Source organism: Mycolicibacter sinensis (assembly GCF_001667375.1).
Lineage (GTDB): Bacteria > Actinomycetota > Actinomycetes > Mycobacteriales > Mycobacteriaceae > Mycobacterium > Mycobacterium sinense_A.
The window spans coordinates 210,046-235,923 of sequence record NZ_LZIN01000075.1 but is presented as its reverse complement, the minus strand read 5'-3'; the positions used below and the strand labels follow the sequence as shown (position 1 = coordinate 235,923).

The following is a 25,878-nucleotide window of genomic DNA, read 5'->3' as shown; positions in this document are numbered from 1 at the left end:
CCTCTCAGCTGACTTTGGCATTGATGACGCGAACTGTTCCGGCGGTACCGTCGACCTCGACCAACTGTCCGTCCCGCAATTGCCGGGTGGCGGTCATGGTGTTGACGACGGCGGGGATACCGAACTCGCGGGCTACGATCGCGGCGTGGGACATCGCGCCACCGACGTTGGTGACGATGGCCGCGGCACAGCCGAAGAATGGCGTCCAGCCGGTGTCGGTGACGTTGGTTACCAGCACCTCACCGGGTTCGAAGTCGTCGTCGGGATGCGCCAGGATGCGCACGATGCCCCGCGCGGTGCCGGGCGACACCGCCTGACCGGTAACCATCTCGGCGTCGTCGACCAGACCGGCATCGTCGGGTGCCCACGGCTGGGTGAAGTGCACCGGATAGTCGAGTTTCGCCAGCCGCTCACGCTCCTCGCGCCGGCGAGCCACTGTCTCCTTGGAACTTGCTGGTGGGTAATAGATTTCGTCAAGAGTCAGATAATGCACGTCGTCGGCCGAATCCAGGATGTCACGATTCACCAATCGGCGACCCCATTCCCTCAGTACCAAGCGCAACTCGTAGGTGACCTTCATACAGACATCGCGCCCGTTCTCCCGGCGCTCCATCGCACTGACCGCGACCCGAGTGAGTGCCCGACTCATCGGTGATCCAGACGTGACCTCCTCGGCAAGCGTCTCGGCCCCGCGGATGCTGCCCAGTACCGATCGCAGCAAGAGTTCGGGTGCATCGGCGTAGACTTCGTTGCTCAGTTCAGTCTCGCCCGGGCCGCGGTGCCCGCAGTCGGCCACCAGCCGGTCGAATTTCGTGGCGAATCCGGGTGCATCACTGCGGAGTTTGTCGAGCACCACCTCGCGTGGACTGTCGGCGATCAATCGGCGCAGACCGTCGTCCCGCGCCACCAGATCAGCGAGTTCCCGTACACCGCGCAGCAGTGCCGCACTCCGCAGATTCTGCGTTCCGGCACGCACATTCATAGCGGAACGTTCCCCGTAGCGCCGGGCGATCAGGTTCATCGGAAGGCTGACCATGAAAGTATTCATCAAGTTGATGTCCCAGGCACGTACCACCGTGTCGGACACCAACTCCAGACGCGACAGCAACAATTCATCGCTGATCGCGGTCAGATCCGGGCGGTCTGCGACAAGACGCTGCGCCCGCCGTTCCATGTCGGCGACTTCCCTGCCGAGACCGAGGATCTGCGGCCCACCCTTCACCGCAGCCTGCACACCGGCCAGTAGGTCGGCCCGGGACATCGGCGGCGCCTGGTAGCCCTCGGGCAGCGGGGTTCCGTTCATCTGCAGCTCGAAGCTCTCCGGCGTCTGCCCCGGGATGGCGCCTGCCAGCCGTTTCATCACCGTCATGTTGTTGTACAGCCGGTGGCCGATCGTCCCGACCTGCTTGGTGCTTACTGTGGCGATCAGATCGCGGTCCATCGGGAACAGGTGGTCGAGCATGTTGGCGCCGCTGAACAGAATTCGATTCGCCAGTCCGAGCGAGAACGGCGTCATCGGGCCGGGGAAGGCTTCCGAGAGATTGGCCGCACTCCACTCCGGCAGTTCGGGATCGCCGGTGACATTGTCGAATTCGCCGGTGTATTCCGGCGGCACGATGCGCGTCACACTGCCGCCGGCACCGCTGGTGTGGCGGGGATGCACGGCCGGCACCCCCAGGCGGAGCGGCTTGCGCACCGAGCGAGTCCCTACCGTCCACGTGCTCGACGACCAGTCGGTCATGTCGGCGACCGCATCGGCCGAGCTGTAGGCACAGCGGAACCGGAATTCTTCTCGCAACTTTCGGGTATCACCCAGCGGGTAGTGCAGGAACAAGTCGATGAGATCGGGTACCGAGCTGAAGTTTTCGGCCCGCCCGATCAGGCCGGCGAGCAATTGCGCGAACCGCGTGCCGGAGTTGATCACGGGCCGTCCGACGATGCGCGCCATCTCGGTGAAGGTCAGCGCGTCATCGGCATTGAGGTTCACCGTTCCGGTGGGTCCGCCCAAGGCGGCCAGCGCACAGAAGCGACCGACGTCGTCGACGTGCACCAGTTGCATGCGGGCATCCCGACCTGGTGTGACGACCACCGGATGGCGGAAGATGTTGGCTGGTGCGCTCCATGACGAGCGGCCGACGATCACGGTCGGACGCACGTTGACGGCCTCCACACCGGAATCGAGGATCATCTGCTCGGCGCGAACTTTGTTGTTCTCGTAGTGGAAAGAGGCCGCTGGGCGGGGTGTTTCGTCCTCAGTAAAGGGTTGCGGGTGGTCCGCATGTCCGCCGTAGACGGTAATCGAGGAGGCGAACACCATACGACGGCAGTCATGGTCGGCCATGGCCCGCAGCAGGTTTGTGGTGCCGCCGATGTCAATGCCTTCGGCGATCTCGGCGCTCTGCATGGCCGACACCGTCCAGGCGAAGTGCGCGATGGCATCGCAACCGGCAACCGCCCGCGAGACGCCTTCGGCGTCTTGGATGTCGGCAGCGACGTACTCCACCCCGGCGACGGGCACCGTGGGGGCGCGGCGCGCGAGGACCACGACGTCGGCACCCATGCGCTTGAGCCATTTGACGGTGGCGGCGCCGGCCGCCCCGGTGCCGCCCGTTACCAGAATTCGCCCTGACATATCACCTTCACACTCTCAGCTCAACGACGTAACTATAACCTGGTTATATTATTTTGGTGATGGTCTCGAGCATGCACCCCTAAATCAGCCCCCGTTGGGCGCATACGGCGCGACAGGAAGCCGCGTCGGTGAAGAGCTCGCCCGCCAGCCCCGCCGAGACTGCGCCGTTCACGTTCTCGTCCAGGTCGTCGAAGTACAGCAGCTCCTCCGCGCGGGATCCCATGCGTTCGGCGGTCAGCGCATAGATCGCCGGGTCGGGCTTGCGGAGCCCAACCTGGGACGAATCCACTACGGCGGTAAAGCTTTCCACCGGCAGCACACCGCTTCGCCACCACGAAGCGGCCTCTTTGGCGTTGTTGGTGAGCACCCCGACCTTGATCCCGCGGGCGGTCAGGTCACCGATCAGCGTCACCATCTCAGGTCGCACCCGCTGACCGGCCGCCAGGCAATCGGCCAGGTGCCGGATGTCAACGGCCACCCCCAGGCGCTCGGAGACGTCCCGACAAGCGAACTTGAGGAAATCGCGAATCGTGCGCAGCCCACATTCCACCTCGGCGAACACCGGCCCCCGCAGCTGATGGACAAAGGTGTCTGACGGAATGCCGAGTTCGCGGGCATACACCCGGCATGCCTCGAACGGATCCACCGTCAGCACCCCACCCATGTCGAAGACGACCGCGGAGATCCCGCCGGCCTCAGCGGGGGGCATTGGCCTGGGCGTGTTTTATGCGCTCTACGGCGCGCATCAGGTCGTCGGACCGTTGGCGTTCCGCCGCCAGGACGGCCGCCGCCGCGGCGTCGTCAGCCGCGCCGTCCAGCACCTCTTCGGCCTGTCGGATGCGCTCCCGGCAGGCTTCTATCTCGTCAACCAGCCGGTCGGATGCCTCCGCAACCGTCAGTAGGTCCTCGTCATCCCAGTCCGATGCCCCGAGCGACGCTTCGGGCGGAATGGGCTGCGGGGATTGACGATTCATTACTTCGCGTTCTCCACCCGCGGGAAGTTGAACAGCCGACGGGCGTTGAGCTCGACAATCTTGTGCGCGTCCTCGTCGGGTACCTTGGCGAAGACCTCCTGCGCGATCTTGCGACTGTTGGGCCAGTTGGAATCCGAGTGCGGGTAATCGCACTCCCACAGGATGTTGTCCAGGCCGACCTTGTCGCGTGCCTCCAGCCCGTGCCGATCGTCGATGAAGCACGAGTAGACGTGCTTGTAGTACAGCTCCGACGGCCGGTACTCCTGATTGACGTTCTGGTAGAAGCGATGCCGTTCCCACACGTAGTCGGCGCGCTCGAGCATGTAGGGCACCCAACCGATGCCGCCTTCGGACAACGCGACCTTGAGCTTGGGGTGACGGTGAAACACCGGCGAGAACAGCAGATCGGTCAACGCGGACATCGAGTTGGTGCCGAACAGCGTGATACTGACCGCCATGGGCCCTTCGGGCGAGGGCTTCGGAGACTGGCCCGAGGTGCCGAAGTGCATGGACAGCGGTAGGTCATATTCCTCGGCGACGCTGAACAGCGGATCCCAGTGATCGGTGTGGATCGACGGTAGTCCCAGCGGGTACGGGTTCTCCGGGAATGCGATGGTCCGGGCCCCCTTGGCGAAAGTCCGATGCACCTCGGCCAACGAGAGCTGCACATCCCACAAGGGCAAGATCACCAGCGGGATGTAGCGGTGCGGCGCCGCAGCACACCACTCATCGAGGATGAAGTCGTTGAACGCCTGCACGCTGGCCAGCGCCACATCGCGGTCCTCGCCCTCCAGGAACACGGTGCCGGCGAACCGCGGGAAGGACGGGAAGCACAACGCCGCCTCCACCCCGTCGAGGTCCATGTCGGCCAGCCGCTGCACCGGGTCGTAGCAGCCCGGCAGCATCTCGTCGAACCGTGACGGGTCGATGCCGTACTCCTCGGGCTTCTTGCCCGCGACGGCGTTCAGGCCGATCTGGGGGTAGGTCTTGCCCTGGTACTCCCAGACCTGACTCGGCGGCCCACCCTTGGAACGGGGCAGCTCAACGATCCGCGGGCCAAGCTCGGCGTACTTGGCCGGTAAGCGATCCGACCAGACCCTCGGATGCTCGATGAGGTGGTCATCGACGGAGATCAACTGCATGTGATCCTGCAGCGGCATGAAGGCTCCTAATATATAACCTGGTTAGTTGTTTCTAGTCTAGTATCGCATCGGCGCGCCCGGAAGGGCCACCCGGACGATCAACCCGCACGTCGTTCGAGCACGTGCACCGCGCAGGCACTGCCCAGGCCAAGGACGTGTGCCAAGCCGACGTTGGCGCCGTCGATCTGCCGATCACCGGCCTCACCGCGCAGGTGCGTGACTACCTCGAACACCCCGGCAATACCGGTGGCGCCCAGCGGATGCCCCTTCGACAACAACCCGCCGGAGATGTTGACAGGCGTCTTACCACCGCGCCACGGTGCCCCTGAATCCAGGAAGCTCGCCGCGCCACCCGGTTCGCACAGGCCCAGATTCTCGTAATGCACCAACTCCGCAGTGGCGAAGCAGTCATGCAGCTCGACCATGTCCAGTTCGTCAGGCCCGATGCCGGCAACCTCATAGGCCTGCCGCGCCGCGTTCCGGGTGACGGTGTCCACGTCCCACGATGCCTCGGCCTGCTCAACCCACGGATCGCTGACCAACACCGAGGCGCTGACCTTGACCGCGCGATCGCGCACGCCGGGGTCCAGCTTGCTCAGAGCGGCATCGGTGGCCAGTACCACGGCCGCGGCGCCGTCACCGGTGGGCGAACACATCAGGGCGGTGTTCGGATAGGCGATCACATCGCCACCGGCGATCTGCTCGAGGCTGAACTCCTTGCGGTACTGGGCCAGGGGATTCAGCGTGGAGTTCAGGTGATTCTTCTGCGCCACCTTATAGAAGTGCTCGACCGTGGCCTCGGAGTTGCGGGCCAGGTAGGCCACGCCCGCCTCGGCGAACACCGAGGGCATCAGAGCGCTGCCGATCACACCCTCGGGCTCGACGATGACGCCATCCCGGCCGCGCCGACTGAACTCAGATCCACGCGGCTCCTCGCCGGCGGCCAGCAGACCGCGCTTGCCGAGTTGTTCACACCCGATGGCCAGCGCCAGGTCGGCCTCGCCGGCACGCAGCGCGAGCAACGCCGTGCGCAGCGCCGTCGCGCCGGTCGCACACGCGTTGGACACGTTGTAGACCGGTGCGCCGGTCTGTCCGATCTGATGCATGATCCGCTGCCCTACTCCGGTAATCCCCTCGAAGACATTACCGACGGCAACCGTCTGCATTTGATGAATGGTGGTACCACTGTCGGCGAGCGCACTGCGAGCGGCGCTCGCTCCCAGGTCGACCAGGTCAGCATCAGGGAATCGCCCGAACTTGGTCATGGCTGCACCGACGATCCACACGGTGTCTGTCATTCTTTCTGCACCTCGAATTCATACGACACCGCTTTCACCCCGCGACTGTCGGTTCCGATCGATCTGGTGCGCATCGTCGCGCGCCGGCCGACCGCCGCCACCGGATCCTGGGCGGCACCGGTCAGGTTGGTCCGCACATGGCCACCACCGTCGAGTGCCACCACGCCGCTGACGAACGGCGTCTGCACGCCTTCTGGGGCGCGATGAACCACTGTTGCCGCTGTCACCACCCCGACGTCGCCGAGGTCGACGCGCTCGCCGAGTTCGGCTCCGCCGCAGCGTGAACACGCCGAACGGCGTAGCAGGTAGACGGCCCCGCAGTCGGCGCAGCGAAATCCCGCCAGATGAGGACGCTCGCCGAGCACCAGATAGTTGACGACGGGTATCACTTGATCGGTCATGCGGTGGGCCTTTCAGGTTCGGCGCTGGACTCGAGAAGGACCGTGGCCGAACCGGATACGGCCACCCCGCCGGTACCGCGCGAAATCGTCAGATCGATCTCGGCGGTGGCGCCGTCGTCGGTGGACGTCACCGCGGTCACAGTGCCCCGACACACCAGCTCGTCACCTGGCCAGACCTGCTCGGCGAACCGCACCGCGAGCCGCCGGACACTGGTGGGGCCGAGCAGGTCCACGCAGTAGGTGGCCAGATAGCCCGCTTGCAGCATTCCGACGCTGAATACTCCGGGCATTCCCGCCGATCGAGCGAATTCGAGATCGTGATGGATCGGGTTGAAGTCACCGCTGGCACCCTGGTAGCGAACGATGTCAGTGTGCGTCTGCGGCCCGAAACGTCGTTCGGGCAGTACCGACCCGGCGCTGAACCGAGCTGGCACGCTCATGACGCGGCCCGCTCGATCACGGTGGCGCGCCCCTCTGCGGCCACACTGCCGTCGGGTCGGGTGAACCGGGTGAGCACGACGATCACCGTCATCGCACCACCGCGACTGCTGCGCTTTTCGGTCACCGATTCCACCGAGGTCTCCGCGCGCAGGCAGTCTCCGGCCTGCGGTAGCGCCCCGATGAAGGTGTACTCCTGACCGCCCTGCAGTACCCGGCTGAGGTTCAGACCCAGCAGGGTTGACAGCGGTGGGTCATGCGGTTCCCAGTGCATGCTGGTGGCCATGAACGTCGGCGGGACCGGTGGGTTCGCGGTTTGGTAGGCGGGGTCGGTCGCACCGGTGGCTGCGGCGAACTCCCGGATCTTACCCCGCTCGATGGGCATGTCGTAGCTGAAAAGGACTGTACCGATCAACTTTTCAGCGGGGTGACTGGTCGATGCGCTCATCGGGCGGGCCGACGTCCGGTGATGTCGGCACCCGGCAGCGCCTTGTCCAACAGTCCGGGCATTTCCTGATCAAGCCGGGCCACCGTCCAGCGCTCGGTGCTGTGAATCTCCGGCCCGTAGGCCCAACCGTCGACCACCGCGATGGTGCCGCCGATCGCCGCCAGCACCCGTCCGGTCACCGTTCGGGCCGCAGGGCCGGCCAGCCACAGTACCAGCGGTGAGACGCCCTCCGGTGCCATGTCAGTCGACGCCGCCAGATCGTGCATGGCCGGAACATCGTCGGTCAACCGGGTCAGCGCCGTCGGTGCAACCGCGTTGACGGTGACGCCGTAGCGAGCCAATTCCATGGCGGTGATGACGGTGAATCCGGCGATCCCGGCTTTCGCCGAACCGTAGTTGCTTTGGCCTGGCGCGCCGAACAATCCCGATGGCGACGTGGTGTTGATGACGCGAGCGTCGACGGCAGCGCCGGCCTTGGATTGGTTACGCCAGTATTCGGCAGCATGACGGGTCGGGCAGAACGCGCCTTTGAGATGCACGGCGATCACCGCGTCCCAATCGGCTTCCGACATCGAGGTCAGCATGCGGTCACGCAGGATACCGGCGTTGTTGACCAGGACGTCGAGGCTGCCGAACTTGTCGATGGCGTGGTCGATCAGCGACTTCGCGCCGTCCCAGGTGCTGATGTCGTCGGTGTTGGCCGCGGCGCGCCCGCCGGCCGCGATGATCTCGTCGACCACCTGCTGGGCCGGACCGGTCGACCCCCCGCTGCCGTCACGGCTTCCGCCGAGATCGTTGACCACGACCGCGGCACCGGCCTGGGCGAAGGCGAGTGCGTGCGCACGGCCCAGACCATTGCCGGCCCCGGTTATGACGACGACGCGGTCAGTCAGATCGGACTGCACTGTCGGACTCCTTCGTTGTTCCAGAACCGATCATTGGGTTGCTGCGGTAGACGGTTCGAACTCTTCACGGACCTGTTTGCGTAGGATCTTCATGGCCGAGTTCCGTGGGATGGCATCGGTGAGCTGGATGCGGGCGGGCACCTTATAGCCCGGCAACCGACTACGGGTCCAAGCGATCAGTTCGTCGACGGAGACCTCGCCGGCGGTCACCACCACCGCGACGGGCACCTCTCCGAGTCGATCGTCGGCGACGCCGAAGACCACGGCCTCGCGCACCCGCGGGTGGGCTTCGAGGCAGTCCTCGAGTTCGGCCGGGAATATCTTGAAACCCCCCCGATTGATGACGTCGTCGGCGCGACCGTGAATCCAGACGAAGCCATCGGCGTCGACACTGCCCAGGTCGTTGGTGCGGACCCACTGCGCGTTGCCGCCGGAAGCCTGCGCCGAGCGGACCTGCAGGATGCCATGTTCACCGGCGTCGAGCCCCTCCCCGGTGTCCGGGTTGATCACCGAGATCTCGACGCCGGGATGGGCGCGACCGACACTGCCGCGCTTGGTGTCCTTCCACTGCTGCCAGTCCTTGAGCGACCAACCGGTGATACCGCCGGTGAATTCGGTGGCCCCGTAACTGAGCAGCACCGGGCAGCCGTAGGTCTCTTCGAACCGGGTGGCCAGGTCGGTCCCGGTCGGTGCCGCGCCGGCCCACACCGCTTTGAGGCTGGCCAGCTTGGCCGGCTCCACGCCGGCATCGAGCACCATGCGCAACGCGGCGGGAGGGAGCGACACCGACCGGGCCTGGTATTCGGCGACCGCCTCGGACCACGCCAACGGCTCGAACTTGTCCTGTAACAGGGCACGGCCGCCGCCGTTGAGCGCGGTGACGATCGCCCACAGTCCGCTGATGTTCGTCGATGGGAGGGAGATGATCTGCACGCCGCCGCCGCGAACACTACCGCTGCGCGCACTGCCCGTCATGTAGTGCTCCTGCGCACCGTTGAGCGCTTGCTCGATCTCGTTGTACCGCAACGGGACCCGCTTCGGCGGGCCAGTGGTGCCGCTGGTTGGCATGAGCACGGCCACACCATCGTCGATGACCGCGCATGGCGCATTGGTCCGCGGCGTCACCACGGTCGCCGCCGACTCCGCACCGCAGGGCACGTCGACCTGCACACCCAAAGCGCCACAGGTGGACACGGCCTTGACCAACTCCGGACGCGCCCAGTCCTCGCCGTCGGCCAACACGGCCGCCGGACGTAGGGCAAGCACGTCATCGCCGACGGCCCCGTCGGGCGTTAGCGGGTTGAGCACGATGAGCGGGCGTTCGGTGGCGAACACCACCGTCAGTGCGGCTACGAGTCCCGGGCGGTTGCGCATGAAGATGCCCACCGGGTCGCCTCGACCGACGCCGCTTTCGACGAGCAGGGCATCGATCGTCTGCGCAGCAGCGGCGAATTGGCTTCGGCTCCGCCACTCGCCGCGGTAGCACAGCAACGGCTCGTCACCCGCGGCATTCATCCGCCGCTGCATTGTTTCGATCAAATCCATCCAGACACCCTCACCGAACATGGCGTGCTACCAGTCGAACAAGCAGATTAATATAACCAGGTTAGCGTAACAAGATTTTATGGATCTTGGAAACTGTCCGCGAGTCGAAGTTCGGCGGACGGGTCGCAGCCCACCGCGACCGGCGAGCGGCCAGCTGGACAATTGACCTCGCTGACACCAAGAGGGTGACTGAAAACACTGCAGCGCAATGTTTTCAGGAGCAATGCACTACCGGGAGATACCGCGATTAGCAGTCGCGGCATCGCCCGGTGAGCACAACCTGCCAAGGGTGTCAGGTGATGGCGCCGTCGATCTTCATCTGCACCAGTTCGTCCCAGTCGTAGCCCGCATCGAGCAGCAGTCGATCGGTGTCAGCCCCCAGGCCCGGTGCCGCGACCGGCTGCGGCGCGGAGCCTTCGAACTGGATCGGCGCCATCGCCACCGAGACGGAGACATCATCGACGCGTCGTACGGCCCCCACGTAGCTGTTGGCGACCACCTGTGGATCGGCGGCGACTTCACGCGGAGTCTGCACCAGCGCCCAGACACCGCGCTGCCGCCCGAGCAGCTCGGACCATTGGGTCGCGGTACGTTGCGCGAACAGGGCGTCGAGCTCGGCGATGCAGGCGGCGTTGTTCTCGGCGCGGGCGGCGGAGTCATGGAACCGCGGGTCACTGGCCAGCTCCGGGCGGCCGGCCAGTTCGACCAGCGGCGCCCAGAACCGATCGGATTCGAGCATGACCAGGGCGATGTAACGGTCGTCCTTGGTGCGGTAGGTATTGCTGATCGGGTTGTGGGCCGATTGGTGATCACCACGGGGCATCGCGTCGATGCCATAACACGATGTCGCGGCGATGTGCGGGGCGGTCGCCCATACCGCGGCACCCAGCAGGCTGACATCAACGACCTGGGATTCACCGGTGCGCTCGCGGCCCAACAGCGCAGCGGCCACCCCACCGGCGGCATACAGACCCGATTGCAGGTCACCGAAGGCGGCACCGGGCATCGGGGGCGGATAGCGGCCGCCGGCCTCGGTGCTGACATGGCCTACCCCACCGCGCGACCAATAGGACGCCAGGTCGAATCCTCCGGTTCCGGATTCGGCGCCCTTGGGCCCCAGACCGCTCCCGCGCGCATAGACCAGCCGGGGGTTGACGGTCAGCAGCTCGTCGACGTCGATCCGCAGCTTCTTGCGCACCGGCTCGAGGTAATTGGTCAAAAACACGTCAGCGGTGGCCACCAACCGCAGCAGGGCTTCACGGCCCGACTCGGTGGTGAGATCAATACCGACGCTGGATTTGTTGCGGCTGAAGGTCTCGAACATGAACGGGACGGGTTGCTGCCCGGCGGACGCCAGCGATCCACTTACCAGTCCACGCATCGGATCGCCGTGCACCGGGTGCTCGATCTTGATGACCTCGGCCCCCCAATCCGCCAGTGCGACACCGGCGGACGGGATGAATCCCCACGTGGCGAGCTCGATGACACGGATGCCATCCATTACCCCGGGCATGCGCTGTTCTCCTCGCGTAGGTAGCGTAGCCATAATAGACTAACCACGTCATATAATTTGATGGGCAAGGTTGCCGTAATTGCGAGGAGAGATCTGCGATGGGGCGGGTTAGAGGGAAGACGGCACTGATCACCGGCGCCGCGCGAGGCCAAGGTCGGCACCACGCGATCCGGCTCGCCGAGGAGGGCGCCGATGTCATCCTGATCGATGTCTGCGCCGATATCCCCGGCGTCGGTTACCCGATGGCCACACCTCAAGACCTCGACGAGACGGTACGCCTGGTCGAGAAGTTCGAACGCCGGGCCGTACCGGTGATCGTGGATGTGCGCGACCGCTATTCGATGGACCAGGCCGTGCAGACAGCCGTCCAGACACTCGGTGGACTCGACGTCGTGGTCGCCAACGCGGGCATCTGTCCGATCGGTCCCGACTACCCGGTCACGGCGTTCGCGGACGCCGTCGATGTCGACCTAGTGGGAGTGCTGAACACCATTCACGTTGCACTACCGCTGATTTCGCAGGGTGGCTCGATCATAGCCACCGGATCGGTGGCGGCTATGCTGCCCAACGCCGTCAACAACCCCGGTAACGGCCCAGGCGGTGCAGGCTACGGCCTGGCCAAACAGTTCATCAGCGACTATGTGGTGGTCCTGGCCCGCCAACTCGCCCCGCAGGGCATCCGGGTCAACGCGGTGCACCCGACGAACTGCAACACCGACATGCTGCACAGCCCGCCGATGTACAGGGCGTTCCGCAAGGACCTGGCCGAGCCGACCCGGGCCGACGCCGAAGAGGCGTTCCCGCACATGCAGTCGATGCCCATCCCCTATGTCGAGCCCGACGACATAGCCAATGCTGTGGTGTTCCTGGCCTCGGACGAATCCCGTTATGTCACCGGACTTCAGCTGCCGGTCGACGGCGGGGCACTGCTCAAGTTCTGACGGGCCGTCCGCCCGGCTGGCTCGCCGAGGGCAACCTGACGACAAGGCTAGCCCGGCTGTGCCCAGCGCGGCGAACGCTTCTCGGCGAACGCGGCCAGGCCCTCGCGGCCTTCCTCTGACGCGAAGTACCGAGCCGATAGCTTTTCCAGTTCGGCCAGTTCGGTCTGCAGCGCCGCGATCGCACCATCGCTTCGCGACAGCCGCTTGGTGGCAGCCAAGGCCTGAGGCGCAGCCAGGTTGAATGCGTCGGTGTACCGGCGTAATTCGTCATCGAGTCGCTCAGGTTCGACAACGACGTCGACCAATCCGGCCTGATGCGCCCACTGCGCTGATACCGCTAGCCCAGTCAGATACAACTGGTGGATTGCCGCGCTCATCATCCGCGGACGCATTACTGCCGAGATCACCGCGGGCACCACTCCCAGGTGAACCTCAGTGCACGCGAAACTCACCGAACTGCTGGCGATCACGACATCGCAGGCCGCGGCCAGGCCCAGGCCCCCGGCCCGGGCCACGCCAGCGAGAACCGCGATCACCGGCTTGGGCGAGCGCCAAATGTCGACAAGGATCTGCGGCACAGTCGGGGTACCGGGCGCCGGCGGACCGTCACGGACCTCTTTGAGGTCGGCACCGGAACAGAACACGGTCCCGTTGTGGCTCAATACGATGCTGCGCACATCATCCGCGTCGATCGCATCCCGCAGCGCGGCATACAACTCGGTGCGCAGTTGTGTCGAGAGCGCATTACGGTTGGCCGGCGAGTCCAGCAGCAATCGGGCAACGCCGCCGCCGACGTCGACCTTGACCAGGCTCACGCGCCGCGTCCCGCTTCGGCCTCTCCGGCTCGGGTCCGGCCGGCCAACCCGATCAGGTCTTCGTGCAGTTCGAACCACACCGTGTGATAGCTGTCCAGGATGGGCTTGGACACGTAGTTGTTGTTGCCGGCCGCGACCGCGTCCGCGGCCTTGGCCAACCGAGCCCGATAGTGAGTCAACCGCGTTGCGGCACTGCAGATTCGATCGACCAGCGGCATCACCTGCCGATGCAGTCCGAGCAGCCGTCGCAGAACCTCTGCGTCGTATGCTGCGTCGGTGTGGTCGTTGGGCTGATCGGGGCCGCGAGTCTGCCAATCAGTGATGATCGCCTTGAGTTCGGTGTTGTGCTCGGTGAAGACCTCATAGATCTCCGCCACGGCCGCCGCGTCGGCTGCTTGGCATTCGGCGACCACCAGTTCGGTACAGCGTTCACGCCCCACCGGTGTGATGCGGTAACCCATTGGCGTGTTCTTGAACAACCCGCGTTCGGTATGGTCCTCCAATTGGGCCTGGACCTGCGCCGCGTCCGCGCCAAGGCTGTCGGCGATAGCATCGGCGGTTACGCGTCCCTTGATGGCAACGAGCCGCAGGATGGTCAGTTCGTCGATCATGATCAACTCTCCTTGCTCGAAGTGATACCGGCTGAGGCCGCGATGGCTTCACGATGGGCACCGGCGGAGCCCAACAGGGTGGCGTTCACCCGTGCGCGGCGCAGATACCAGTGCGCGGAGTGCTCCCAGGTGAAGCCGGTGCCACCGTGTATGTGGATAGCGGATTCGGCCGCCGAGGTCGCCGCGCGAGTGCCGACGACGAACGCCAACTCGGCGTCATCGATGCTGCGGGTGCTCACCGCCTGTTCCAGCACGCCCGCAGCCAGCTCGACATCGAGCAGGGTTTCGGCGAGTCGGTGTTTGATCGCCTGGAAGGACCCGATGGGTGCGCCGAATTGCGTTCGAGTCCTGGCATAGTCGACCGACATCTCCAGACAGGCTCGAGCCACGCCGAGTTGCTCGGCCGCCACCGCCAGCAGGGCACGCCGGTAGCCCGCCCGCACCGCAGCCGTTGCGTCGTCGGCGACCAGGCTGGCCGGCGCCCGGTCCAACTCCACGCACACCAGGCCGCGTTGCGGGTCCAATTCGTTGGCGGGCGTGACCCGCACATCGGCGATGTCGACCACCAGCAGTCCGACGGTCTCGCCGATGGCAGCCGCGATCAAGAGCTCTTCGACTGGAACGGGCGTGGTCAACGCCCACACCGAACCCTGCAGAAGGTACTGTCCCGTAATCGATTTAGCCGCGGCCACTGCGCCCGACGCCGCCTCGACGAGCCCGGCCAGAGCAACGGCATGGCGCTTTTCGGTCGCCGATGCCAGCAGGTCGGTCGCACCGGCCTCGGTCAGCAGCGTGGTGGCCAGCACCACCGCGGGCAGAAATGACGACGCCACGGGGTTGCGGCCGAGCTCTTCGCCGACAACGACCATTTCGCGCTCGGTCATGCCGAGCCCACCGTGTGCGGCGTCAATCAGCAGACCGGCAAGGTCTAGTTGGTCGACGACATCGTGGCCGCCACCGCGGGACAGGGCTTGCCGGGCGGCCCCGCGCAGGTCGTCGAGCAGGTCTGAGCTCATGCAACTCTCCTCCAACCGGTACCGTCGAAGAAAAGTATAACCAGGTTAACCCGAACAGTTAGAACGGGTTCAGCCGATCAGATCGAGCAATTCGCGCTGTCCCTGGTTCGACAACATCTTCTCGGTCGTCTGTTCCAGGTGACGCCGCCAAAGCGTTTCGGCGTCAGCAGCTTTGCCCTCTTCCACCAGCCGTACCAGCTTGCGATGCACCCGATGGGCGAGCTCGGAATCGGTGCGCTTTTGCGCATCGTCGGTGGCGTGCTGCCACACCGCCTGGGTGTGCGCCGTGGTGATCCCGGACATGATGTGCGCGAACAGCGCCAGGGTGTTGCTGCCCGATAGTTCCACCACCAGGGTGTGGAAATCTGCGTGAACCTTGCCCCACCGGCGAGCATCGCCGATATTTTCCGACTCCAGCTCAAGAGCCTCGTGCAGCCGCTGGATCGTGTTGGGAGTGGCGTTCTCGGCGAGTAGGCGGACCGCCGGTGGCTCGATGATCGAACGTGCGCGGAACACGTCGAAAACCGTGGTACGGCCGTATTGCAACAGCCCGCCGGCCTGTCGGGCCACCGGCTCCGGGCGGGGGGCATTGACCCGGGCGCCACCCTTGCTCCCCCGCCGGATGGTCAGCAACGACTCGGACTGCAGGATGCGAATCGCCTCCCGCAGCACCGGTCGCGAGACCCCGTACAGAGCGAGCAGTTGCGCCTCGTTGGGCAGGAAGTCACCGTCGCGGAATTCTCCGAGAATAATCTTGCGGCGGATGTTGTCTGCGACTAACTGACCCGCCGTCGGGTGCCTGATGGCCTCACTATCGGGATACACGGCAATGATTGTCGCATCTAAATAGGACTCCTGGTTAGTGGATACCGCTGTCAGTGTTTCGCGACCGCTCCAGCAACATCAGCAGCACCGGCAGCGGATGCTCGCTTGCCACCGCCCGCTGCCCGGCATCAACGGCGCCGAACAACGAGGTCGGATCACGGTGATCGACCACCGGCAGGGCGTTGGCCTGCACAGCACCGACCTGCCGTACCTCGACCGAGCAGCGCTCGCGCGCCCAGCTCAACAGCGCAGCCATATTCGGATCGGCGTCCTCCGACGGACTGGTCATCGGCAACAGGCCGGCGTAGATCTGGCCCGTCGATCCGTCGACGGTGACCACGCAACCGGCGAGGTCGGCCAAGGCTCCCTTGCCGCATCCCACCACGCAGGGGGTGTGCAATTCCCGGCTGACCACCGCAGCGTGCGAGGTCGACCCGCCCTGTTCGGTGATCACAGCTTTTGCGGCGATCATCCCGCCGACGTCGTCAGGGCTGGTCGTCACGCGTGCCAGCACCACGCTTTCCCCTTCATCAGCGGCATCCTCGGCAGTGTGACTGTCTGTCACCACCCGACCCGCACCGACACCGGGACAGGCCGGTAGTCCGCTCGCCAACACCGTGGCCCCGGCCAGCGCAGACGGCTCTATGACCGGCGTAAGCAGGGTCTCCAACTGAGCGGGCGTCACCCGCGACAGCGCCTCGTCGACGTCGATCAGACCCTCGCGCTGTAGCGCCACGGCGATCGAAACCGCTGCTTGCGCAGATCTTTTCGCCGCACGAGTCTGCAGCAGATACAGCGTGCCGGATTCGACGGTGAACTCGATGTCCTGCACATCGGCCCCGTCGTTCTCCAACCAGCGGGCCGCCTCCAGCAGTTGTCGATGGATATCCGGGTGGTTTTCGGCCAGTGCGGTCAACGGCATCGGATCGAACTTGCCGCTGACCACGTCCTCACCCTGACCCCGCGGCAGCCATTCGCCGTACGGCAGGTTCTCTCCGGTCAATGGGTTGCGGCTGAACAACACACCGGTGCCGGACTGTTCATCGAGATTGCCGAACACCATGGCCTGCACGGTCACCGAAGTGCCGGCCATCTTGCCTTCCAGGTCGTGGTGACGCCGATAGGCCACCGCACGCGGAGAGTTCCAGGACTCGAAGACTGCGGTGACCGCACCACGCAGCTGTTCCCATGGATCCGCGGGCACCACACCGCCCCGCGGATCGACGACCTGGCGGTACAACTCACGGAATCGAGCATGGGTGTCGGCGGCGAACTCGATGCCACATTTGGTCGCCAGCATCTGTTCGACCGCGTCGTTGATGCCGAGATTGAGCACTGTGTCCATCATCCCGGGCATGCTGGCCGGCGCACCGCTGCGCACCGACACCAGAAGCGGCACCGGTCCTTGCCCGAATGCGTGACCGGACTGCGCTTCCAGCCAGGACAAACCGTCGCGCACCTGCGGCCACAGCCGCTCCAACAAGGCCTCGGGCGCCTCGAAGTACTGCCGGCAGGCGTCTACGGTGACAGTGAAAGCCGGTGAGGTAGGCAGCCCGGCGGCGCGGATCTTCGACAGGCCATGGGCCTTGCCGCCGACCAACCGTCGCGAATAGATACGGCTGCCGTCGAGCCGCACCACCAACTGCCCCTCATCGAGGCGATCGACGACGGATTGGCCGTCCAGAGCGGACACCTGCAAACTCACTTTCGGCTCCTCGGTGCGACGTGATATCACTATCATATAACCAGGTTAGTAATTAGGTGCCAAATGGTGCCCCCCAGACTGTACGGAGTGTGATGGAGCCCCAACCCCCCTCACTCGATGCCTTTCGCCAACAGGCCACGGCTTTCCTCAACGCCCACGCCGAGCATCGGCCCGACGGCTTTCCCGATGCCATGTATGCGCAGTTCCGCTACCTGCGGGACCCTGAGCGTTTTCGCGCTGATTGCGTTGCCTGGCAACGGCTGCTCTTCGACAATGGATTCGCCGGCCTGACCTGGTCGCGTGAGGTCGGTGGCCAGGACCTGCCGTCGGCCTACGCCCTGGCCTGGGCAGACCTGGAGGCCGAGTACGAGGTTCCGCGTGGTCTGTTCGGCGTGACACTGGAGATGGTGGGTCCGACGCTGCTGGCGGTCGGCAATGACGAGCAGAAGAAGCACTGCGCGGCCATGCTGCGCGGTGACGAGGTGTGGTGCCAACTATTCAGCGAGCCCGGCGCCGGCAGCGATCTGGCCGCGGTGGCCACCAAGGCAGTACGCACCGAGACCGGCTGGCGGATCAACGGGCAGAAGGTGTGGACATCGGAGGCGCGGCACGCGCAGTACGGCTACCTGATCGCGCGCAGCGATCCGACCCAATTGCGTCACAAGGGACTGACCGCGTTCGTGGTGGACATGTCTACCCCGGGTATCGATGTGCGCCCCCTCAAGCAGATGACCGGCGGGGCCTCCTTCTCGGAGGTCTTTTTCGATGATGTGGATCTGCCCGCCGATGCTGTGCTCGGTGAGGTCGGCGGGGGTTGGGCCGTCGCCATGGCCACCCTGGGATTCGAGCGATTCTCCAGCTTCGGCCGATCATTGGGCCGCCTGGTGCGCCAGGCCGGCGAACTGGGTTGGGATGACAGGGTGGCCCGCGATGCCTTCATCGACGCAGTGATCGATCAGCGCGCGCTGGCCGCGTTCGAGGCCGGGATGCACCACCGCCTGGTGGCGGGTCAACCACCGGGGCCCGAGGCCGCGCTCGCCAAACTCGCAACCGGCAAGGTCGCCTCGCAGATTTCCGATGCGGTGGCCAAGCGACTGGGTAACGATCTGTCCAAGCCCGATCCCTGCCTCGACGACTGGCGATTGGTAGTGCTGTCGGCCCCCGCGTTTCACATCGCCGGCGGCACCGACGAGATCGTCAAGACCATAATCGCCGAGCGCGTGCTCGGACTCCCGAAAGGCTGATGATGACCAACAACGACGCGCCGCCGATCATCGATGCGTGGGTGCAGCCTTGGCTGCCGGACACGGTGGCCAAGATGCCCGAGCGAAACATGACCCTGGCCGACCGCATGCAGCACGGCGCCCGACTGCGGACCGGGATGCCGTTGGAGACCCTCATCGAGGAGATGGATGCCAACAACGTCAGCAAGGCGCTGTGTTCGGCGGGGCCGTTGATCCCCAACGACGACGTCATCGAGGCCGTGCGGCGCTACCCGGACCGGCTGATCGGCATCGCGAACGTCAACCCATGGTCGGTGGACGGCGTCATGACTGCGGTCCGCGAACTTCGCCGACTGGTGGGCGATTACGGTTTCAAGGGGCTCAAGCTCGAGCCGTTCATCCTGGACAAGATCCCCACTGAAGCGCAGTGGTATCCGCTGTACGCGGCCTGCACCGAACTGGACATAACAGTGCAGATCCAGGTTGGTGGCACCGGCCCGTCGACCTACACCTCCGAGACCGGCCGGCCGGGCCATATCGACCGGATCGCAATCGACTTCCCGGAGTTGCGCATCGTCGCCGGCCACATCGGCTGGCCATGGACCGAAGAGATGATCGCGGTTGCCGCCAAGCACCCGAATGTCTACATCGACACCAGCGCCCACCTGCCAAAGTACTACCCAGTGGCGTTCGTGCACTTCCTGCGTACCTATGGCCGGCGTAAGTGCATCTGGGCCAGCGACTGGCCGATCTTGACTTTCGAGGCAGCGCTGGACGGTCTGGATGCGCTGGACCTGAAACCGGAGGTGCGCCGACTGTTCCTGCGCGACAACGTGGTGGAGGCGTTCGCACTACGGGAGTGACGGGCTTGCATTAACGCACATTCTTTTATATAACCAGGTTAGTAGATTCGGAGGAAGCGTGCCCGTTCTCGCCACCGAGGTGAACCCGTCGAGCGAGCCCCACCGCAGGGCACGCTCGCGCATGGCGGCACTGCTCGCCGAGGTAGACGGTCTACACGGCAAGGTTGCCGAGGGCGGCTCGGCCGCGTCGGTGCAACGCCACCGCGAACGTGGAAAACTTCCGGTACGCGAACGCCTTTCGTTGCTCGCGGACCGCCACGGCTTCATCATGGAGCTCTCACCGCTGGCCGGTTGGGGTACCACCGATCCGCTCGGCGGTGGCCTGGTCACCGCCGTCACCGAGATCCACGGGCGTGCGGTCATGGTGATCGCCAACGATCCGACCGTGCGCGGCGGTTCGCTGTCACCGACCTCGATCGCCCGCACCCTGCGCGCCATGGACATCGCCGAGACCAACCGGTTGCCGGTGGTCACCCTGGTCGAATCGGGCGGCGCCGACCTGGAAAAGCAAGCCGACATATTCGTCCCCGGCGGCGAGCAGTTCCGCCGGCTCACCGAGTTGTCGGCCGCCGGCATTCCGACGGTGTCAGTTGTTTTCGGCTCGTCTACCGCCGGCGGCGCCTACCTGCCCGGCATGAGTGACTACACCATCTTCGTCAAGGACCGCGGCTACGCCTTCCTCGGTGGTCCCCCGCTGGTCAAGATGGCGATCGATGAGGATGTCACCGAGCATGAGCTCGGTGGAGCCGACATGCACGCACGAGTGTCCGGGTTGGCAGACTACCTGGCCGCCGATGAACCCGACGCCCTCCGTCAGGCCCGATCCGTGATCTTCCGCTTTGGCCTTGCTGATCCGGTCCCCGGCGGGCCGGCACCGGTACACGACCCCGACGAACTGCTGGGCATCGTGCCCGAGGATCCCAAGACGCCGTTCGATATTCGCGAGGTGATCGGCCGGATTGTCGACGGTTCGCAGTTCGACGAGTTCAAACCGCTCTACGGACCGAACTTGGTGACTGGGTGGGCGGAGCTGAGCGGCATGCCGATCGGCGTGCTGGCCAACAACGGCATCCTGTTCTCCCCCGAATCGCAGAAGGGCGCGCAGTTCATCGAGCTGTGCAACCAGATTGGGACACCAATCCTGTTTATACAGAACATCACCGGGTTCATGGTGGGTAGCGCGGCCGAGAAAGGTGGGATCATCAAGGACGGCGCCAAGCTCATCAACGCGGTGTCCAACTCCCAGGTTCCGCACGTGACGTTGATGGTCGGGGTCAGCTATGGCGCGGGCAACTACGCCATGGCCGGTCGCGCGTACCGTCCGCGGTTGGTACTGACCTGGCCGACTCATCGCATCGCGGTGATGGGCGGACGCCAGCTCGCGGGGGTCATGTCCATCGTGCGCAAACGTTCGGCGCAGTCGCGCAACATCGAGTTCGACCACACTGCTGATGAGACGCAGCGCGCCGAGGACGAAGCCCGCATCGAGGCCGAGTCCACCGCGCTGTACGCGACCGGCCGCGTCTGGGACGACGGCATCATCGACCCGCGACACAGCCGCGCCGCACTGACCGTCGCGTTCGGCATCTCACGCGATACCCCACGTCCAGGCTCGCGCCAGCGGGCCGGCTTCGGCATCTTCCGTTTCTAACAAGGGATTTTCGTGCATCGACTGTTGATCGCCAACCGCGCCGAGGTTGCCAGCCGGGTGGCCCGTGCCGCACGTACCCGCGGTATTCAGACCGTGGGGCTGTACTCCGACCCCGACGCGACACTGCCCTACCTCGACGATGTCGATGAGGCCGTGTCACTGCCCGGTGTATCGGCGACCGACACCTACCTGAACATCGTGGCGGTACTCGACGCCGCACGCCGGACCAACTGCGACGCGATCCACCCCGGATACGGGTTCCTGGCCGAGAGCGCCGAGTTCGCCAATGCCGTCACCACCGCGGGCCTGACCTTCGTCGGCCCGTCAGCGGAATGTGTTGCGGCCATGGGCTCCAAGGTGCAGGCTAAGCAGTTGGCGCGGAAGGCTTCCGTCCCGGTGCTGCCTGATGCGGTGATCACCGACGCCACCGTCGACCTGGCAGAACTGGGCAGGCAGGTCGGTTATCCGCTGCTGGTCAAGGCGAGCGCCGGAGGCGGCGGCCGCGGTATCCGACTGGTCGAATCCGCCGATGAACTCGCCGCCGCGGTTACCTCGGCGCAGCGCGAGGCCCGGACATCGTTCGGCGACGAGACGGTCTTCTTGGAACGGTTCCTGGCCGGCCCTCGCCACATCGAGATCCAGGTCTTCGGCGACACACACGGCAACGTCGTCCATCTCGGTGACCGTGAGTGTTCGGTGCAGCGCCGCCACCAGAAGCTCCTGGAAGAATGCCCCGCGTCGCTGGTCGAGGCCGGGCTGCGCGCGGCGATGGCCGAAGCTGCCGTGCGGCTTGCCGCCGAGATCGGTTATGTCGGCGCTGGCACATGCGAGTTCCTCGTCCAGGGCGACGAGTACTTCTTCCTCGAGATGAACACCCGACTACAGGTCGAGCACACAGTGACCGAGCAGGTCACCGGGCTCGATCTGGTCGCACTGCAAATCGATGTCGCCTCCGGCGCACCGTTGCCGATCACCCAGTGCGATGTCACCTTCACCGGCCATGCCATCCAGGCGCGGGTATGCGCCGAGAATCCGCACGCCGGCTGGCTCCCCAGCACCGGCCCTATTCACCGGTACTGGCATCCGGCCGACGACGGGGTGCGCTATGAGGACGGCGTCGCCTCGGGCAGCACCATCAGCCCGCATTACGACTCGATGATCACCAAGGTCATCGCCACCGGCGGTACCCGCATCGATGCCATCAACACATTGCATGCCGCGCTGACCGGACTGCAGTTACACGGACCGGCCACCAATGTTGTCGCCCTGCGCTCGATCCTGGCCGACCCCGACTACCGCAGCGGCCAGGTGACGGTCAATTGGCTTGAACAGCGACCCGATCTGGTGGTAGCCCCACCGCTTCCACCGCACGCGTTGGCCACAGCCGTGATCGCCTCGATCGCCGGCGAATCCGACCGGTTCGCGCTGCCCGCGGCCTGGTCGAATACCGCCCGCCCACCGGTGCAATTGACCGTCACCGACGATCACGGCGCCAGCTACCAGGTGGACTACCGCCCGCCCGCGCGCGGCGGCGAAGCGTTCGGACTGTTCCGCATCGACGGCGTCCAGCACACCGTGCGGGCGCTGTCCGGTGATGGTGCGCGCCATCGTGTCGAGGTCGACGGCATTGCCCGCAATCAGTCGGTGCGCACCGATGGCGATGTCGACTGTGATGCGCAGACCCGGGTCTGGGTCAACGGAACCGACGGGCAGAGCTCGTTCACTGTGGCTCCCCGGTTCACCGAATCGAATATCGACGCCATCGCCGGCGGCCCCACTTCACCCATGCCCGGCACCGTGTTGTCGGTACATGTGACTGCCGGACAGGAAGTTTCGGCGGGTGACCGATTAGTCGTCGTGGAGGCGATGAAGATGGAACACGTGATCCGCGCCTCCGCGGATTCGGTGGTCACCGGTGTGCTGGTCGAGACGGGGCAATCGGTCACCGCCGGCCGGATCCTGGTCGAGCTCGAGGAGCGGACGTGAGTTCCGCCAAAGCCGACCGCCCGGTCCGGATCGCCAACTGTTCCGGCTTCTTCGGCGACCGCCTCGCCGCGGCCGCACAGTTGCTCAACAGCGGCGAGCCGATTGATGTGCTGACTGGCGACTGGCTCGCCGAGCTTACGATGTCGATCCTGGCCAAGAACCGCGGCCGGGGCCGCGCTGGTTACGCCGGGACCTTCATCGCCCAGATGAATCAAGTACTGGGAACCTGCCTGCAGCGCGGCATCAAGGTGGTGTCCAATGCCGGCGGTATCGACCCGCAGGGCTGCGCCGACCAGGTGCGGGCCGTCGCCGGGCGACTGGGTATGCCGATCTCGGTGGCCGTGGTCGACGGCGACGACCTGACCGATCGGATCGACGAATTACGTTCCGCCGGTGAGCTTCTACGTCACCTGGATACGCGTGATCCCTGGAGGGGCGATACCGGTGATGTGGTGGCGGCCAACGCCTATCTGGGGGGGCATGCGATCACCGCCGGACTGGCCGCGGGCGCCGACGTGGTGATCACCGGTCGGGTCGCCGACGCCGCGGTGGTCACCGGAGCGGCGGCCTGGTGGCACGGATGGTCTCCCGATGATGTCGACGCCCTGGCGGGGGCGACCGTCGCCGGTCACGCGATCGAATGCGGCACCCAGGTGACCGGCGGAAACCTGGCGTTCTTCACCGAGGTTGCCGACCTGACCGAGCCGGGCTTCCCGATCGCCGAGATCGCGCATAACGGCAGCAGTGTCATCACCAAGGCGGCGAACACCGGCGGAACCGTGTCGGTGGATTCAGTGTCGGCGCAGTTGCTTTACGAGATCGCCGGACCGCGTTATCCGGTGCCTGATGTGGTAGCGCGTTTCGACAGTGTGCGACTTCACCAGCTCGGCCGGGACCGCGTCCAGATCTCGACCGTGCGAGGCGAGCCCGCCCCCTCGCATGCAAAAGCGCTGTTGACCTTTCCCGGCGGCTATCGCAACGCCATGACCCTGGCGATCACCGGCACCGGCAGGCGAGCCAAGGCCGAGCTCGGCGAGCGTGCCGTCTGGGCACAGATCCCGGGTGGCCGAGAGCGTTTCGCCGAATCATTGGTCGAGGTCGTCGGGGCAAGCCTGGACTCAGAGGCCCCCGATGATCAGAGCTATCTGCGCATCTCGGTTGCCGATCCGGACGCGGACGCAGTCGGCCGTGAATTCTCCTCGGCGGTGGTGGCCACCGCACTGGGCAGTTATCCGGGTCTGTATCTGACCACGCCGCCGGGCGCTGCCAGTGAGTTCATGGTGGGCTGGCCCACACTGATCGACGTGGCCCGGTTGGATCCGCGTGCCCAGCTCGACGGTAAGACCCTCACGGTGGCCAAACCGGTCACCGTCGCACCGCTGATCGCCGATACGCCACGCACCCCCTGCGCCACGGACATCGCCGACACCGAGCTCGTAGAGATCACCATCGGGGACTACCTGGGAGCGCGCTCGGGCGACAAAGGCGGTAACGCCAACCTCGGACTGTGGGTGCGCGAGAAACGTCTCCTGCCGCTGCTCGACCACTTGACCGATCCGGTCCGGCTGCCCCAGATGTTCAAGGAGTTCGGGCGCCACCAGATCCGGGTGTTCCCGCTGCCGAACCTGCTCGCCGTCAACATCGTGGTGGTGGGCTTGCTGGGCAACGGGGTGGCCGCCTCCCTACGGGAGGATCCGCAGGCCAAGAGCCTCGGCGAACGCTTCCGCGCGGCCCGCACATCGGTGCCTGCCGCGCTCCTACCCGACCTGACCCATATGGAGAACTGATGCAATTCACCGACGAACACGATCTCTTTCGCGCCAGCGTTCGCGAGATGCTGGCCAAGACCGTCGAACCGCACTACGAGGAATGGGAGCTGCACGGCCAATTCCCGGCCCACGAACTCTTCCCCGAGTTCGCCAAACTGGGGTTGCTGGGCCTGGAATACGACCCGGCCTACGGCGGGGAGGGCGCCGATCACTGGTTCTCGGTGATCGCCTGCGAGGAATTCGGCCGGCTCTCCGGCAACGGCATCCCGATGGCCTACAACGTGCAGGCGAACATGGCCACGCCGTCGTTGCACGCGCACGGCAGCGACGAACTTAAGCGTGAGTTCCTGGCCCCAGCGATCGCCGGCGAACTAATCGCTTCGATCGCGGTGACCGAACCCGACGCCGGCTCCGATGTCGCGGGCATTCGCACCAAGGCCGCTCGTGACGGTGATGATTGGGTGATCACCGGCGCCAAGACCTACATCACCAACGGTGTGCAGGGCGACTGGCTGTGTCTGCTGGCGCGCACGTCCGATGAGGGCGGCTACCGCGGGATGAGTCAGATCATCGTCCCAAACGACACCCCCGGCCTCACCGTCAGCCGCTCCCTGAAGAAACTCGGTAACTGGTGCTCGGACACCGCCGAACTCACCTTCGACAAGGTCCGGGTGCCGGTACGCAACACGATCGGTGAGATCGGGCGCGGCTTCCAGCAGCAGATGGAACAATTCCAGACCGAACGCATCAGCGCTGTCTACCAAGCGGTCGGGCAGATGCAGACCGCGATCGAGCAGACCGTGGACTACCTGCAGGACCGCCCGGCGTTCGGCGGCAAGCTGATCGACAACCAATATCTGCAATACAACCTCGCGGAGCTGGCCTGCGAGGTTGACGCACTCAAGCAATACGCATACTCATGCGCCGAGCTCATCGTCGCCGGTGCGGATGTCACCCGCCGGACCAGCAGTGCAAAATTATTGGCTGGAAAGCTCATTCGCCGTGTGGCCGACACCTGCCTGCAGTACCACGGCGGCATGGGATACATGGCAGAGACCTGGACATCTCGGTTCTTCCGTGATTCGCGACTGCTGTCGATCGGCGGCGGCGCCGACGAGGTCATGCTGCGCGTACTGGCCCGCGATGTCACCAGCAAGCAGTTCTTCACCTGAAGACG

At 65.4% G+C, this 25,878-nt stretch carries 23 protein-coding genes; 7 read left to right on the top strand and 16 right to left on the bottom strand.

The features are described 5' to 3' along the window. Nucleotides 1–4: 4 nt before the first annotated feature. From A5771_RS15985 to A5771_RS15935, 11 genes are all read right to left on the bottom strand, one after another. A complete protein-coding gene (locus tag A5771_RS15985; RefSeq protein WP_064856138.1) occupies nt 5–2,632 on the bottom strand; it encodes an NAD-dependent epimerase/dehydratase family protein in 2,628 nt (875 codons plus the stop codon). Between the two features lie 79 nt (nt 2,633–2,711). Further along, nucleotides 2,712–3,341: an HAD family hydrolase gene (locus A5771_RS15980; RefSeq protein ID WP_013830667.1), complete on the bottom strand. Its 630-nt coding sequence runs from the start codon at nt 3,339–3,341 to the stop codon at nt 2,712–2,714. After that, the gene (locus tag A5771_RS15975) at nt 3,328–3,606 is read right to left on the bottom strand and encodes a hypothetical protein (protein WP_041318868.1); all 279 of its coding nucleotides are present in this window, start codon (nt 3,604–3,606) and stop codon (nt 3,328–3,330) included. Before A5771_RS15975 ends, A5771_RS15980 begins: the two co-directional genes overlap by 14 nt. Further along, on the bottom strand, nt 3,606–4,766 hold the full coding sequence (locus A5771_RS15970) for an amidohydrolase family protein (RefSeq protein ID WP_013830669.1): 1,161 nt from the start codon (nt 4,764–4,766) through the stop codon (nt 3,606–3,608). The genes A5771_RS15975 and A5771_RS15970 overlap by 1 nt, the downstream gene beginning before the upstream one ends. Nucleotides 4,767–4,846: 80 nt before the next feature. Continuing rightward, on the bottom strand, nt 4,847–6,046 hold the full coding sequence (locus A5771_RS15965) for a thiolase C-terminal domain-containing protein (protein WP_064856137.1): 1,200 nt from the start codon (nt 6,044–6,046) through the stop codon (nt 4,847–4,849). Next, nucleotides 6,043–6,447 carry a Zn-ribbon domain-containing OB-fold protein gene (locus A5771_RS15960; protein ID WP_064856136.1) on the bottom strand — a complete coding sequence of 135 codons (405 nt, stop codon included), beginning with the start codon at nt 6,445–6,447 and terminating at the stop codon, nt 6,043–6,045. The genes A5771_RS15965 and A5771_RS15960 overlap by 4 nt, the downstream gene beginning before the upstream one ends. Continuing rightward, on the bottom strand, nt 6,444–6,887 hold the full coding sequence (locus A5771_RS15955) for a MaoC/PaaZ C-terminal domain-containing protein (protein ID WP_013830673.1): 444 nt from the start codon (nt 6,885–6,887) through the stop codon (nt 6,444–6,446). The genes A5771_RS15960 and A5771_RS15955 overlap by 4 nt, the downstream gene beginning before the upstream one ends. Next, nucleotides 6,884–7,333: an FAS1-like dehydratase domain-containing protein gene (locus A5771_RS15950; RefSeq protein WP_064856135.1), complete on the bottom strand. Its 450-nt coding sequence runs from the start codon at nt 7,331–7,333 to the stop codon at nt 6,884–6,886. Before A5771_RS15950 ends, A5771_RS15955 begins: the two co-directional genes overlap by 4 nt. Further along, nucleotides 7,330–8,238 carry an SDR family oxidoreductase gene (locus A5771_RS15945; protein WP_013830675.1) on the bottom strand — a complete coding sequence of 303 codons (909 nt, stop codon included), beginning with the start codon at nt 8,236–8,238 and terminating at the stop codon, nt 7,330–7,332. The genes A5771_RS15950 and A5771_RS15945 overlap by 4 nt, the downstream gene beginning before the upstream one ends. 30 nt (nt 8,239–8,268) lie before the next feature. Further along, entirely contained in the window at nt 8,269–9,783 is a 1,515-nt protein-coding gene (locus tag A5771_RS15940) for a class I adenylate-forming enzyme family protein (RefSeq protein ID WP_064856250.1), read from the bottom strand. A 292-nt stretch (nt 9,784–10,075) separates the two neighbouring features. Further along, nucleotides 10,076–11,296, bottom strand: a complete 1,221-nt coding sequence (locus A5771_RS15935; RefSeq protein ID WP_064856134.1) for a CaiB/BaiF CoA transferase family protein — start codon at nt 11,294–11,296, stop codon at nt 10,076–10,078. Between the two features lie 98 nt (nt 11,297–11,394). On the opposite strand from A5771_RS15935, the gene A5771_RS15930 reads away from it, so the two are divergent. Continuing rightward, nucleotides 11,395–12,237: a mycofactocin-coupled SDR family oxidoreductase gene (locus tag A5771_RS15930; RefSeq protein WP_064856133.1), complete on the top strand. Its 843-nt coding sequence runs from the start codon at nt 11,395–11,397 to the stop codon at nt 12,235–12,237. A 47-nt stretch (nt 12,238–12,284) separates the two neighbouring features. On the opposite strand, the gene A5771_RS15925 is transcribed toward A5771_RS15930, so the two are convergent. The 5 genes from A5771_RS15925 to A5771_RS15905 form a co-directional block, all read right to left on the bottom strand. After that, nucleotides 12,285–13,052 carry an enoyl-CoA hydratase-related protein gene (locus tag A5771_RS15925; RefSeq protein ID WP_064856132.1) on the bottom strand — a complete coding sequence of 256 codons (768 nt, stop codon included), beginning with the start codon at nt 13,050–13,052 and terminating at the stop codon, nt 12,285–12,287. Continuing rightward, nucleotides 13,049–13,663: a hypothetical protein gene (locus A5771_RS15920; RefSeq protein ID WP_013830680.1), complete on the bottom strand. Its 615-nt coding sequence runs from the start codon at nt 13,661–13,663 to the stop codon at nt 13,049–13,051. The genes A5771_RS15925 and A5771_RS15920 overlap by 4 nt, the downstream gene beginning before the upstream one ends. 2 nt (nt 13,664–13,665) lie before the next feature. Next, nucleotides 13,666–14,679 (bottom strand): acyl-CoA dehydrogenase family protein, encoded by a 1,014-nt coding sequence (locus tag A5771_RS15915; RefSeq protein ID WP_064856131.1) that lies wholly within the window; start codon nt 14,677–14,679, stop codon nt 13,666–13,668. A 69-nt stretch (nt 14,680–14,748) separates the two neighbouring features. Next, nucleotides 14,749–15,504, bottom strand: coding sequence for a FadR/GntR family transcriptional regulator (locus tag A5771_RS15910; RefSeq protein ID WP_082947260.1), 756 nt, complete (start codon nt 15,502–15,504; stop codon nt 14,749–14,751). Between the two features lie 34 nt (nt 15,505–15,538). Continuing rightward, nucleotides 15,539–17,143, bottom strand: coding sequence for a pyruvate, phosphate dikinase (locus tag A5771_RS15905; protein WP_082947278.1), 1,605 nt, complete (start codon nt 17,141–17,143; stop codon nt 15,539–15,541). A 158-nt stretch (nt 17,144–17,301) separates the two neighbouring features. Here A5771_RS15905 and A5771_RS15900 point away from each other — a divergent pair, with 158 nt between their 5' ends. From A5771_RS15900 to A5771_RS15875, 6 genes are read left to right on the top strand one after another with little or no spacing between them, the layout of a single operon-like run. After that, nucleotides 17,302–18,453: an acyl-CoA dehydrogenase family protein gene (locus A5771_RS15900; protein ID WP_064856129.1), complete on the top strand. Its 1,152-nt coding sequence runs from the start codon at nt 17,302–17,304 to the stop codon at nt 18,451–18,453. After that, complete coding sequence (locus A5771_RS15895) at nt 18,453–19,295, top strand: amidohydrolase family protein (RefSeq protein WP_064856128.1); 843 nt, start codon at nt 18,453–18,455, stop codon at nt 19,293–19,295. The genes A5771_RS15900 and A5771_RS15895 overlap by 1 nt, the downstream gene beginning before the upstream one ends. A gap of 58 nt (nt 19,296–19,353) precedes the next feature. After that, complete coding sequence (locus A5771_RS15890; RefSeq protein WP_234783072.1) at nt 19,354–20,946, top strand: acyl-CoA carboxylase subunit beta; 1,593 nt, start codon at nt 19,354–19,356, stop codon at nt 20,944–20,946. A gap of 12 nt (nt 20,947–20,958) precedes the next feature. Further along, complete coding sequence (locus tag A5771_RS15885) at nt 20,959–22,932, top strand: acetyl/propionyl/methylcrotonyl-CoA carboxylase subunit alpha (RefSeq protein WP_013830687.1); 1,974 nt, start codon at nt 20,959–20,961, stop codon at nt 22,930–22,932. Further along, complete coding sequence (locus A5771_RS15880) at nt 22,929–24,719, top strand: acyclic terpene utilization AtuA family protein (RefSeq protein WP_064856127.1); 1,791 nt, start codon at nt 22,929–22,931, stop codon at nt 24,717–24,719. Before A5771_RS15885 ends, A5771_RS15880 begins: the two co-directional genes overlap by 4 nt. Then, nucleotides 24,719–25,873, top strand: coding sequence for an acyl-CoA dehydrogenase family protein (locus A5771_RS15875; protein WP_013830689.1), 1,155 nt, complete (start codon nt 24,719–24,721; stop codon nt 25,871–25,873). Before A5771_RS15880 ends, A5771_RS15875 begins: the two co-directional genes overlap by 1 nt. Nucleotides 25,874–25,878 lie beyond the last annotated feature (5 nt).